Source organism: Bradyrhizobium sp. McL0616, from assembly GCF_049993385.1.
Lineage (GTDB): Bacteria > Pseudomonadota > Alphaproteobacteria > Rhizobiales > Xanthobacteraceae > Bradyrhizobium.
In genome coordinates, this window is sequence record NZ_CP188255.1 from 3,072,004 (window position 1) to 3,085,067 (window position 13,064).

The 13,064-nt window shown below is 64.2% G+C and carries 9 protein-coding genes; 2 read left to right on the plus strand and 7 right to left on the minus strand.

Going from position 1 to position 13,064, the window contains the following annotated elements; genetic code table 11:
- Positions 1 to 13: 13 nt before the first annotated feature.
- The 7 genes from ACPPVR_RS14540 to ACPPVR_RS14570 form a co-directional block, all read right to left on the minus strand.
- Positions 14 to 919 (minus strand): LysR substrate-binding domain-containing protein, encoded by a 906-nt coding sequence (locus ACPPVR_RS14540; protein ID WP_426614876.1) that lies wholly within the window; start codon positions 917 to 919, stop codon positions 14 to 16.
- Positions 920 to 1,045: 126 nt separating this feature from the next.
- Positions 1,046 to 2,398 carry an MFS transporter gene (locus ACPPVR_RS14545; RefSeq protein ID WP_426614877.1) on the minus strand — a complete coding sequence of 451 codons (1,353 nt, stop codon included), beginning with the start codon at positions 2,396 to 2,398 and terminating at the stop codon, positions 1,046 to 1,048.
- A 241-nt stretch (positions 2,399 to 2,639) separates the two neighbouring features.
- Entirely contained in the window at positions 2,640 to 4,085 is a 1,446-nt protein-coding gene (locus ACPPVR_RS14550; protein WP_426614878.1) for an alkaline phosphatase family protein, read from the minus strand.
- Between the two features lie 342 nt (positions 4,086 to 4,427).
- Positions 4,428 to 5,621, minus strand: a complete 1,194-nt coding sequence (locus tag ACPPVR_RS14555) for a DUF1501 domain-containing protein (RefSeq protein ID WP_426614879.1) — start codon at positions 5,619 to 5,621, stop codon at positions 4,428 to 4,430.
- A gap of 17 nt (positions 5,622 to 5,638) precedes the next feature.
- Entirely contained in the window at positions 5,639 to 7,138 is a 1,500-nt protein-coding gene (locus ACPPVR_RS14560; RefSeq protein WP_426614880.1) for a DUF1800 domain-containing protein, read from the minus strand.
- 222 nt (positions 7,139 to 7,360) lie between these two features.
- Positions 7,361 to 9,313 carry a hypothetical protein gene (locus ACPPVR_RS14565; RefSeq protein WP_426614881.1) on the minus strand — a complete coding sequence of 651 codons (1,953 nt, stop codon included), beginning with the start codon at positions 9,311 to 9,313 and terminating at the stop codon, positions 7,361 to 7,363.
- Between the two features lie 95 nt (positions 9,314 to 9,408).
- Positions 9,409 to 10,488, minus strand: coding sequence for a lysylphosphatidylglycerol synthase transmembrane domain-containing protein (locus ACPPVR_RS14570; protein ID WP_426614882.1), 1,080 nt, complete (start codon positions 10,486 to 10,488; stop codon positions 9,409 to 9,411).
- 448 nt (positions 10,489 to 10,936) lie between these two features.
- Between ACPPVR_RS14570 and ACPPVR_RS14575 the strand changes: the two genes are divergently transcribed.
- A complete protein-coding gene (locus tag ACPPVR_RS14575) occupies positions 10,937 to 11,443 on the plus strand; it encodes a ferritin-like domain-containing protein (RefSeq protein WP_426614883.1) in 507 nt (168 codons plus the stop codon).
- Between the two features lie 138 nt (positions 11,444 to 11,581).
- The gene (locus ACPPVR_RS14580; RefSeq protein ID WP_426614884.1) at positions 11,582 to 12,991 is read left to right on the plus strand and encodes an MFS transporter; all 1,410 of its coding nucleotides are present in this window, start codon (positions 11,582 to 11,584) and stop codon (positions 12,989 to 12,991) included.
- Positions 12,992 to 13,064 lie beyond the last annotated feature (73 nt).

The window sequence follows — 13,064 nt, forward strand, 5'->3', positions numbered from 1 at the left end:
TGCGAAATCAGCATCAATCTTCCAGCACCTCCGCGGAGGACAATTCGCTCGCGATTTTCACCAGGGCCGAGAGCAGGGGATTCTCGTCGTCACGGCGCCAGACCATGAACAGCTCGACGGGGACGCGGGTGCGCAGCTTCAGCGGGCGCAGCCGGACGTCGGATATCTTCAGGCCCGCGGCTGCGGCCGGCACGATGGCAAGGCCAAGGCCGGCGCGCACCATGGCGAGGATCGAGTGGATCTGGCTCAGGTGTTGAACATAGCGCGGCAAAATGTCGGCGCGGGTGAACAGCGCCACCAGCAGGTCGTGGAAGTAGCGGCTCTCATAAGGCGAATACATCACGAAGGGCTGGCCGTCGAAATCCTTGATGGTGACGTTTTCGGCATTCGCTAAGGGATGCTTTTTCGGGATCGCGGCGAGCAGGGGCTCGGCGACGACGCGGCGGCTCGCAAGCTCCGGCCGCGCGATCGGCGGCCGGAGCAGGCCGGCATCGATCTGGCCCGAGGTCAGCGCCTCGAACTGGTCGCCAGACACCATCTCCTTGAGCGAGAAATCGACCTCGGGCAGCTTGGCGCGGCAGGCCGCGACCAGCTCCGGGAGGAAGCCGTAGGCGGCAGCCGCCGTGAACCCGATCTTGACCGAGCCGGTCTTGCCCAGCGCGATGCGGCGGGCGACCTGGGAGGCGCTTTCCGCGAGCTTCAGGATGCGCCGCGCCTCCGGCAAAAAGCTGCGCCCGGCCGGCGTCAAGCGCACCGAGCGGCTGGTGCGCTCCAGCAGCGGCGCGTCGATGATGTGCTCGAGCACCTGGATCTGCCGGGACAGCGGCGGCTGAGTCATGTTCAGCCGCGCCGCGGCGCGGCCGAAATGCAGTTCTTCGGCCACCGTGACGAAACAGCGGAGCTGGTTGAGGTCGAACATCGATACATGCCTTAGATGAATAAGGCGCTTCCCTGGCACTTCTAGCATCGATCATCCCCAAAACAAAGACGGCGGCTTTTTGAGCCGCCGTTGAGTTGCCTGTTCCACTCCGATCACTCGGAGCGCTCAGGAGGAACGTTTGAGCACCACCCGCTCGATCTTGCCGACGACCACGAGATAGGCGAACGCAGCCACCAGCGCGTTGGCGCCGACGAATACCAGCGCGCCGTTGAAGGAGCCGGTCGCGGCCAGAATGTAGCCGATCACGATCGGGGTCGAGATCGAGGATAGGTTGCCGAACATGTTGAACAGGCCGCCGGAGACGCCGCCGGCTTCCTTGGGCGAGGTGTCGGAGACGACCGCCCAGCCGAGCGCGCCGATGCCCTTGCCGAAGAAGGCGAGCGCCATGAAGCCGACCACAAGCGCCTGGCCGTCGACATAGTTGCAGGCGATGATCGACATCGACAGCAGCATGCCGCCCACGATTGGGATCTTGCGCGCCATGGTCAGCGAGCCGGTCTTGCGCAGGATGGCGTCGGAAATGACGCCGCCGAGCACGCCGCCGATGAAGCCGCACAATGCAGGCAAGGTCGCGACGAAGCCGGCTTGCAGGATCGAAAGGCCGCGCTCCTTGACCAGGTAAACCGGGAACCAGGTCAGGAAGAAATAGGTCAGCGTGTTGATGCAGTACTGGCCGAGATAGACGCCGAGCATCATGCGGTTGGAAAACAGCTGGCGGACGTGGTCCCATCCAGACCCCGCGTCGGGCGCACGCTCGCGCTTCAGATCGTCTTTGGGTGAGTCCAGATCGACCAGCGCGCCGCCTTCCCTGATGTAGTCGAACTCGGCCTCGTTGACGCCAGGATGCTCCTTCGGGGCGTAGACGGTCTTGATCCAGACCAGGCCCATGATGACGCCGAGCGCTCCCATCACGAAGAACACGTAGCGCCAGCCATAATCGTGGGCGATCCAGCCCATCAGCGGCGCGAAGATCACCGTCGAGAAATACTGCCCCGAATTGAAGAAGGCCGACGCGGTGCCGCGCTCATTGCCGGGGAACCAGGCCGCAACGATGCGGGCGTTGGCCGGGAACGAGGGCGACTCGGCAATGCCGACCAGGAAGCGCAAGCCGAACAGCATGGTGATCGCGGTGCCGGCGCTGAAGAAGCCGACCCAGCCCTGCATCGTCGTGAACAGCGACCAGACGATGATGGAGAAGGCATAGACCAGCCGTGAGCCGTAGCGATCGAGCAGCCAGCCGCCCGGCACCTGCGCGATCACATAGGACCAGCCGAAGGCCGAGAAGATGTAGCCCATGGCGACGGGATCGAGATTGAGTTCCCTGGAGAGCGCGGGGCCCGCGATCGAGAGCGTGGCGCGGTCGGCGTAATTGACCGTCGTGACCAGGAACAGCATGGTCACGATGAACAGCCTGACGCGAGACCTCCTCACGTCCGTTGCGGACACAACTGCGCTCATCAGGCGCCTCCTTGAACTCGAAAAGTTTCCTCACGACGACTCCTAGAGGCGCGCGCAGGAAAGTGTCCAAGTTGAAGGGGGTATCGATTGATACCGTTTTTGGATTGATGGAACGGCAGGTGCCGCCAAAAAGAGAGGGATCGCCCGCTCCAGTGCGCAATTGCGCACAAGGCGGGCGATGACGTGAGTGTGCGGCAGAGTGCTGTCGCCCTCTGCCGCTTCGGCGATCAGTCGCGACAGATCAGTCCTTCAGCCGCACGCCCGGCAGCAGGCGGGTATGGTCCTCGCCGCGCACCGCCTCGAGATCGTCCGGCTCCAAGCCGAGCGCCTTCAGAATGGTGGGCGCGACTTGCCTGTTCGCGACGCGCTCATGGACGACCGAGCGATCGAGTTTCGGATTCGAGACCACGAGCAGGACGTGGGTATCGTCGTCGGCGAAGCCGCCATGTTCGGCAATCTTGGCCTTGCTCTTGCTGTAGATCGTGCCGGCGGTTGGCTGGATGATGATATCCGGCGTACGGCCGGCGGCTGGATCGCCGAACCGATCGACGAGCTCCTCGCCGGCATAGATCTTCTCGATGTGGGCCCGGTTGCTGGCCTTGCGGTCAGCCTCGAGGATCGCGACGGCTTTCTCGGCGTCGTGCTGATTCTGAAGCCAGATCAAGGCAATGTCATCGGCGGTTTCCTGGGCCAGATTGACGCCGCCATTCGTCAGCAAGTCAGCCGGATCGGTCACGTCGGCGCGCATGCCGCCGTTCAGCTTCGGGTTGGTGCTGCCGGTCAGCATGTGGAGCTTGTTCACGTCGATCGGCGACTGGCCGTGCTTGGCGCCGACGATGACCAGCGTGTCGCGGGCGAGGTGCTGGTCCGCCAGCGCATCCAGCATCTGGCCGAGCGAGGAGTCGACGAAGTCGAGCGAGGCCTGCAGTTGCGGACTCGGCGTCGCCGCGGCGTCCAGATAGCCGTCCGCGGTCACCTTCTCGCCGACACTGACGGCTTGGAAGTTCATGCCGAAGATCGCGGGAACGCCGACCTTGGTCGTGCCGGTGTGATCGAAGCCCTTGATCCAGTTGAGCACGGCGGTGACCTTGAACTGGTCATAGGTGCGCGTGAAGCTCGGGTCGGTGGTCCAGTCTGCGCCGGGCTGCCCCGGCACCGAGGTCGAGTTGATCTCGGGCGCATAGAGCTCATCGAGGCCCTTGCCGGACGGACCGCTGATGATTTCGTAGGCGGGGTGCTTGTCCGACCAAGCGGTGCGCTTACCCGCCGCGTGGGTCACTTCCATGATGGTATTGAGCCTCTGGAACTGATGCGGATAGACCGGCTCGCATTTGCCGCTCTTCAGGCGCATCGGCAGCTTCGCAGGGTTGATGTGATTCGAGCCGGCAGCACCGCCGCCGTCGAGCCTCGTCAGGTCATAGTCGATCGACTCGTCGAAAAGCGTCTCGGTTCCGGGATTGCCCTGGCAGTTGCTGCCGGGTGCGAACAGCGTGCGGTCGTAGGAATCGTCATAGAACACGCCATGGGTTCTCGGCGTGCCGCCGGTCATGAACGCAAGCAGGCCCGGGAAGGAGTCCGAGGGCCGGGAGGTATGTGCATCGGCGAAGTGGACGCCATGCGCGAGCAGCCTTGCGAAGCTCGACGCAGGGTGGGAACCGACATAGCGCTGCAGGTCGACCTCATGCATGCCGTCGACGCTGATCAGCAGGACGTGCTTGACGTCGCCTTTGTCCTTGTCCCTGTCGTCGGCGTGCGCGAACGATGGAGCTAAGAACGAAAGACTCAGGTCGAGGCAAAAGCGATAGCGAGGGCCGCATGAGGCCGCTTTTCGATCGTCATTGTTGGACTCCCCAGTAATGTCAAAATGTTGGTTGACGTGCAGGCACACGACACCGCGCAGCGGAGAGCCTGCGCTCTCGCCGTGTGTGTCAATTTGTAGCGTTGGGAAAACTAGGTAGCAGCGATGAACGCTGGATGACGCCGCGATTACGCGGTGTGCGAAAATTTTTGTGTGCGTGGCGTCGTCAGATCAAACCAATGCCAAGTTCGTCGGGTGCACGCCGGTGAAGATGCGCTGGACGCTCTCGTTGCCCAATCCGAAGACGTGGCCAAACAGATCGGCGAACAGCGCGCGATAATCGGTCAGCACGGGATAGTCGCGGTTCTGGAACAGATGCGGCTGCTCGACCTTGACCTGCTCGCCGAGAATGCGGCCGCCGTTGATGCCGCCGCCCAGCACCCAATAGACGCTGCCATGGCCGTGATCGGTGCCGCGGTCGCCGTTCTCGCGGAAGGTACGGCCGAATTCCGAGATTACGACCACCACCGTATCGCGCCAGGCCGCAGGCCCGATCTCCTCGGAGAAGCCGACGAGGGCGCGGCCGAGCTCACCGAGCCGGTCGGCGAGATAGCCGTTTGCGGCGCCCTGGTTGACATGCGTGTCCCAGCCGCCGACGTCGACGAAGCCGAGGTTGAACTGCTCGCGCATCAGTCGGCCGATACGCCGTGCCGACAATTCGAATCCGCGCGGCGACACCGCGCCGCGGTTGGCGGCATTCATCTCCTCGGAGACCGAGCGGTAGACGTCGTCGCGCACGCGAAAACCTTCCGACACCGAGGAGGCCAGGTTGGACTGGGCGTACATCTGCTTGATCAAGTCGGCCTGACGGTCGTCGACGCCGGGCTTGGCGACATTGTTGATGCTGGTGTTCGGAACCTGCGATTTGCCGCGGAAGATCAGCGGGAGCTGGTCGGTGAATGCGATCGGCTTGACGCGGGTCAGCTCGGTGGCGAGCCGGCTCATGAAGCCGGAGCGGTAGTCGCGCGAGCCGCCGGCGGACTGGCCGAGCTCGATCGTGTCCTGGGTCTCGAAATGGCTGCGGGTCAGGTCGTCGCTGGTGCCGGCGAAGGGGATGAAGGCGATCTCGCGCTTGGTCCAGAGCGGATAGATGCTGTCGCGCAAGGCCGGATGCAGTCCCCAATCGCTGTCGAGCGCGAGTGCCGCATTGGGATTGCCGACATCGGGCTTGGCGATGGCGAGCGTCGGCCGCGCCGCGCGATAGAACTCGCTCGAGACCGGCACGACGACATTCGCAGCATCATAGGCGCCGCGCAAAAACACCACCAGCATCTTGGCATCGGTCGCGGGCGCGGCCCAGATGCGGCCGGCGACCGTCAGCGGGGCGAGGGCGGCAAAAGTCTTGATCAGCTCGCGACGGTTCATGGCGATCTCCGTTGCCGTCAGTGCATGAATTCCGGTGATGACAGGAACAGCGTGTTCCAGTCCTGCGGTGAAATGGCCTTGTCGAGCGAGGCCAGCGTCGCTGGGCCAAGCGTCCGGCGCAGGCCGTTGAAGTAGAGCGCATTCTGGAGCAGCGGAAACGCAGGCTGTTCAACCGGGTTCGGCCCGTCGGATTTGAACAGGCCGGATGAACCGGATCCAATTTGGCGTGCGATTTCGAAGCGGACCATCATCTGTCCGGGGCCGATCCACGACGCCGATGTCAGCGCGTATCCGTCCGGCGCCTCGTGATTGAACAGGCCTTCGCCGAGGCGATTGATCCAGCCCTGGATCGGCGCCGTGTTCAGGATCACCCTGTCGTCATAGGCGAGACGAACCGCTGACAGCACATATTGCGCGGGATCCTTGAAGCGCGTGCCGGGCTTCAGCGCGCCCTCGAACTCGGGCGAATGGATCATCGTGGCGAGGACCGAAGCGATGTCGCCATCGGTCGATTTGAACGTCTGCGCCATCTGCTGCACCAGCGCCTCGGGCGGATTGTCCGCCACGAAATAGGTCGCGATCTTGCGTGAGATATGGTTTGCGGTCGCCGGATGGTGGACGAGGATATCGATGGCCTCGTCGACCTCGGCGAGCCCGCGTCCCTTGATGGTGTGGCCGAGGAAGGTCTTGTCACTGTAGTCGTGACGCGACGGGTTGAATTCGAAGGCGCCCTCACGCACGAGCTGGGATTGCAATTCCGGCTTCAGTTTCGGGTCTTCCGGCCTGGTGTCGATGCCGACGCCGGTGAGGATCTTGGCCAGCGCCTCGACGTCGGCCTGCGTGTAGCCCGAGCCGACGCCCATGGTGTGCAGCTCCATGATCTCGCGGGCGTAGTTCTCGTTGAGATGGCCAGCCGCATTGTCGGCGTTGTCGAGATAGCGCAGCATCGCGGGATGACGAACGGTCGCCGCGAGCAGGTCGTGAAACTTGCCGAGCGAATTGGGGCGAATGGCATGATCGATGTAGTCGCCGACCAGAACGCGCAAATTCGATTTGTACTGATGGACGTTGAAATGATTGAACCAGAACCAGACCATGCGATCGCGCAGCTGATCTGGCGCGTAGAGCGCGCGCAGGATGGTGCGCGCCGCGGCCTGCTTGGCGCGGTCATTCATCGCCTGCTGATAGACCTGCTGCGCGGCCTTTTTCTGCTCTGGATCGGTGACCTGATTGGCGCTCTTGGATTGCTGCTCGAAGGCGACCGCAATATCGAACGGGAAGCTATGGACGTCGGGCATTGCCTCGATCTGCGCCTTTGCCGCATCGGGTAACGCCGGATTGCCGGCCGGATGCAGCTGCTCCTGGAGCCAGCGTTCGGCACCAATATTGTGCATGTGAGTGGCACTTGAGGCGCTGACGCCCCAGGTCAGCCGATCGAGCAAAGCGAGATCGTGCGGATTGAGATCGTCGGCACGGCAAGCGTTTGCTGTCAGGCTCGCGGCGAGCGCCGCGAGCATCGTAAGGCTGAAGCACCGCGACCGACGATATCCGCTTCTGCTATCCACGACCGTTCCCGACGGGTTGAGACTGCATGTGGACGCGTACACCCCACGACGCGCGCGCCATGGTGGGCCGGATCGGCTGAACATGCCCTGAATGGAATGGACTCAAATGACGGCAGCGCCATCAATTTCCAGCGAGCGGCAGCGGTGGTTATTCGGGTTCCGGTGCCGTATGCGTTACTGCTGCGCGCCCGGCAAGAGCGGCGCCAATAGTCCGCGCGTGACACCCGGCGGCACGCCATCGAGCCCGAGCACGGCGCTCGCGGCGGGCAGCGTGGCATCGGCCATCGCGGCGTGGCCTTCGGCGGTGGGATGCACGGCGCCGCCATAGACGGCCGAGAGCACGCCCCAGGTCGCATCATGAATGTCGGTGGGCTGGCTCGCCGCCGGCAGGCCTTGCGGATAGGTCATCGCTGCAAAATAGCTGTCATTGGCGTCCCGGATCCAGCGCGCGCGGGGCAAATAGGCGCGGTATTCCGAGGCGCCGCGGCCGCACAGCATCGGCTGGCTCGCCGCAGCGACGATGTCCGGATTGAAGCTTTGGCCGTTCTCGGCAAAGCAGGTGCGGTCGAATTCGGGGTCGTTGCCGGCATGGGCGCAGAAGCCGTGATCGGCGAACGTGGCCTGATGTGAATCGACAAAGGTCATGCGGTCGGCTTCGGGATCGCGGCACAGTGCGCCGCGCGTGCAGGTGGCGAGGCCCTTCAGCTGCGGCAGGAACTCGGTGTCGACGAAGGTCGAGACGCGCGCCAGGCGCTGCGGATCGGCGTTGAAGGCGGGATGAATATCGAAGCCGCCGCGGCCGCCACGGCAGGGCACGCCGCCATCCGCCAGCGCGGGATTGGCGTAGGAGACGTAGACCACGTGCGAGAGGTCGCCGCCGACCAGCGGCTTCAGCGCCTCGCGCAGCTTGACGAAATTCCGCGGCAGCTCGCGCGCCAGCGCGTCTCGGGAATCGTCGACGCTCGCCATCACGCCGGAGCGGCGGAACAGTGCCCGCTCGGTCGCGGTGTCGACGATGACGTCGGCAACGAGGCCGGAGAAATAGATGTCGTTGGCGCCGACCGAGAGCAGCACGAGGTCAAGCGTGCGGTCGGGCTGGCGCTTCTTCGCCTCGGTGAGCGCTTCGCGCAGCTCCGCCACCTGCGCGTTCACGCTGGTCTGGCAGGCGCCGCTCTTGCTGGGCAGGCATTCGCGGGCGCGCTGCGAGCCGAGCAGCCCGTCGCTGATGCTGGCGCCGGTGCAGGCGAGCGGCAGATAGGTCACCGCGATGTGGCTGTAGCGCACGGCGAGTGCGAGCGCGGTGCGGGCCTGGTAGCTGTAGAGCGAGCGATGGCAGGGCGAGTTGAACCAGAGCGCGCCATAGTGCTGCCAGTTGGCGAGCGTATCCGGCGCCTCGCAGGCGCGGCCGCCCTTGAAGCCGGCGCGGCTCGGCCGGTAGTACTGCCCGCCGGCGGTGCCGAGATAGGAGCGGAAGCAAAAACCCTCGTCGGACAGCGCCAGCGGCCGGTCCGGATTGCCTTCGCCGGAGGCAATGCTGTCGCCGAGGCCCGCGATGAAGATGTCGCGGACCTGGATCTCGGTCTGGACACGCTGGGTCGGATCGGAGCCGGAGGAGACGTCGACGCTCGCGACCGTCTGCTTGCCGTAGCGGACGCGCAGATTGATCGGCTCCGCGCAATCGAAGGTCGAGGCTTGCGGCCCGTCGCCATCGTCGAACGACCAGGCGCAGGTCGCCCCCACCGGCACCGCGCCGGTCAGGCGCACGGTGACGGGGTGATCGATCGGGGTGATGTAGTTCTCTTTGACGTTGTCGCGGGTGCAGGGCTGGTTGACCCGGCCCTGGAGGTCGATGCAGAGCCGGTTGACCATGTTGCGCGCCCAGCCGCGGCCCTCGCTCTGGAGCTCCAGCGACTGCTCGGCGGCGAGGATGCTGCGGTTACGCGCGTTCTCAACATGCAGCAGGAAGTCGCGCTCCTCGCGGAACAGGCGGAAGCGGTTGCGCACCTCCCAATTGATCTGCATGGCGCCCGCGTCCTGCGCGGCTGCGCGCGGAAGCGGCAAAGCGGTCAAAATCCCGGCAAACAGCAGGGCGCAGGCGGCGAGGGTACGAAGAGTTACTGAGATCATGGCCCGCGTCTTCAACGGCAAAGTTGAGGCGGAAATAAGAGAGCATTGCTCCCCGGCCCGCAACCTCTGTCTGACGGTCTTGCGGGCCGCCCGTCCTACCGCTTGGCTTGCCGCAGCGACCGCTCGTGCTCCATCGCCGTCACTTGCTTGGGCAGGTTGGCCTGCGCGCAGGCTTCCGCCAGCCGCCGCCGTTCCTGCCAGGGCTGGACCACGTTCATCCAAAGCTCACGCGTGCCCATGATGGAGATGGCAAGGCCGAACGGGATCACGAAGTAGAGCAGGCGGAAGACCAGCAGGGTTGCCAGCAGCTGCTCGCGGCCGAATTCGGGCAGCGCTACCAGCATGGCGGCGTCGAACACGCCGAGCGAGCCGGGCGCATGGCTGGCGAAGCCCAGCAGCGTCGCCAGGATGAACACCACTGCGAGCGACAGGAAGTCGATCGGCGGATTGGCCGGCACCAGAAGGTACATCGCCAGCGCGCAGAAGCCGAGATCGACTACGCCGATCAGGATCTGCACCAGCGTCAGCGGCGCCGACGGCAGCACCACTTTCCAGCCCTTCTGGCCGAGCTCGCGGCGCTTCTCGCCCATGCAGAGCCAGACCAAATAGGCGGCGATCGAGGCGAGGCCGCCAAACGCGATCAGCCTGTTGATCGACGATGGCAGCTGATCCATGTACGAGGCGGCGGCCGGATGGATGGCCATGCCGATCGAGAGCACGAAGATGTTACCGAGCCAGAAGGTCAGGCCGGAGAGAAAGCAGATCTTTGCGACGTCGATCGCATTCAGCCCATAGTCCGAATAGATCCGGAAACGGATCGCGCCGCCGGTGAACACGGTGGCGCCGATGTTGTGGCCGATCGAATAGGACGTGAAGCTGGACAGCGCTGCGATGCGGTAGGGAACGTGTTTCTTGCCGATCGTTCGCAGTGCAAAAAAGTCGTAGAAGGTCAGCGTACAGAACGCGAAGAACACGCAGATCGCGGCGAGCCCGATATGGCCGCGAGGAATATCGGTCAACGCGGTCAGGATGACGCTGGTATCGATGCCCTTCAGGGTCCGCAACAGCGTGGTCACCGCAAAGGCGATGATTATCACGCTCGCGGCAATTCCGAGCCGTCGCCAGCCGATCCATCTCTTCAAGCCGCGCTTCAGCGCGGGCAGCAGTCCGTGCATTCATCCTCCCGGCGGGGGCAAGTCCGACCCGATCGGGCCACTGGCCGATCGGGCGCGATCGGTGCCAAAAAGTCGGCGCCGATCGCTAGGCATTATCTAGCTCATTTAATGCAAAAACAGCAACTTGTGCAGCCCTTGACAACGAGAGGTTCTGCGCTGGAGCGGCGGTTTTTGTCATACGTGGTTCACATGGCAAGCGCGTTAAGCATGTGAGTCGAGCCACCGGCTCGGATCGTGCGCCCGAATGTTGACATGGTTTCAAATTCAGCCGCCGCAAGCATTGTTCCGCCGCAAAGGATGCGGGCTTTTTTCGGAACGCAGCCCCTTTTTGGAACGACGATGTCCTGCGCAGGTTAGCGCCCCATCAGCAATCGAACACGGCGAAACATGCGGCTTTTCGTGCAAGCCGGTGCTGCCGTGTTCCCGAAACCTCTCGAGGATTGGAACGATGGGACTGTTCACAAAAGACATCAAGACCATGAACGATCTGTTCGTGCATCAGCTACAGGACATCTATTACGCCGAGCAGCAGCTCACCAAGGCGTTGCCGAAAATGGCAGATAAGGCCACCGATCCGCAGTTGAAGCAGGGCTTTTTGACGCACCTCGAGGAGACCAAGCAGCACGTCAAGCGCCTGGAGGAAGTGTTCAAGATGCACGGTGCGGAGGTGAAGGCGGTCGATTGCCCCGCGATCGACGGCATCATCGAGGAGGCGGACGAGACCGCCGGCGAAGTCGCCGACAAGGCGGTGCTCGATGCCGCCCTGATCAACGCGGCGCAGGCGGCGGAACATTACGAGATCGTGCGCTACGGCAGCCTGATCGCCTGGGCCAAGCAGCTCGGCCGCACCGACTGCGCCAGCGTGCTCGCAAAGACGCTCGAGGAAGAGAAGGCGAACGACAAAAAACTGACGGCGCTAGCGGAGAGCAAGGTGAACCTGCGCGCCGCGAGCTAGCGCCAGTTCCGCAAACGAGACGCCGCGCGAGCAACGCGCGGCGGTTTCGCGGACGACATCCATCCTTCGTTCATTGTCGAAGCATGATGGAGCGCCGAGAGCGTATACGTCGCATGGGGCTGCAATCGAGATTGCTGCATGCGAGCCAATATCATCAAGTACGAATCCTTCAGTGAAGCCGAAGGCGGCCAGCCCGCTGCATCGCGCCTTGCGACATCGCTTACGCTGGCCGCGATGAGCCTCGGCTATGGCGTGGTGCAGCTCGACGTCACCATCGTCAACACCGCGCTCGACGCCATGGGCAAGACGCTCGGCGGCGGGATTGCCGAACTGCAATGGGTCGTCAGCGCCTACACCATCGCCTTTGCCGCCTTCATCCTGACGGCGGGCGCGCTCGGCGACCGCATTGGCGCCAAGCGTGTCTTCATGGCGGGATTTGCCATCTTCACCGCGGCTTCGCTTGCCTGTGCGCTGTCGCCCAACGCCGTCTTCCTGATCGGCGCGCGGCTGGTCCAGGGACTGGCCGCGGCAATCCTGGTGCCGAATTCGCTGGCGCTCCTGAGCCATGCCTATACCGACGAGCGGCAGCGCGGCCGCGCCGTCGCGGTCTGGGCCGCCGGCGCGAGCCTGGCGCTGACCGCGGGCCCGTTCGTCGGCGGTGCGCTGATCACGCTGGTCGGGTGGCGCGCGATCTTCCTGGTCAACCTTCCGATCGGGCTCATCGGCCTTTGGCTGAGCTGGCGCTACGCGATTGAGACCACGCGCGCGCCCTCGCGTGAGATCGATCTGCCCGGCCAGCTCGCGGCGATCGGCGCGCTTGGCGCGCTCGCCGCCGCGATCATCGAGGGCGGCGCGCTCGGCTGGGAGCATCCGGCCGTGATCGGAGCATTCGTTGCGGCCATCGTCCTGGCCGTTCTGTTCGTCTGGCGGGAGAGCCGAGCAGCGCAGCCGATGATGCCCTTGGCCCTGTTCGGTCACCGGCTGTTTACCCTGACCACGATCGTCGGCCTCCTCGTCAACATCGCCATCTACGGCCTGATCTTCGTGCTCAGCCTGTACTTCCAGAGGGTCAACGGCCTGTCGGCCTGGTGGACCGGGCTCGCCTTCGTGCCGATGTTGGGTGCGGTGCTGCCGGTCAATTTGCTGGCGCCGCGCCTCGCCGAGTGCATCGGTCCGTGCCCGACCATCGTCGTTGGCGCTTGCGTGTCGGCTTTCGGTTGTCTTGGCCTGCTCTGGATCGAAGCCGGGACGAGCTATTGGTCGATCTGCGCGCAGTTGATCGCAATCAGCGGCGGACTTGGTTTGCTGGTCCCGCCTCTAACCTCGACTTTGCTGGGGAGCGTCGAGAAGGCGCGCTCCGGCATTGCTGCCGGTGTCCTGAACGCGACGCGGCAAACCGGCAGCGTCCTCGGCGTTGCGCTGTTCGGCTCGCTCATCGCAGGCGGAGGCGCGTTCGAGGAAGGCCTGCATCTCGCGCTGGTTATTTCGGCCGCTGTCCTGCTACTTGCGGCTGCCACGATCGGATTTGGTGCGAGGGCGCCAAGATGAACGAGAAGATGAGCAATGTGAGCAAGCGCACACATCCTCTGTTCACCATTCCCGGAACAGGCACATAGTCAGT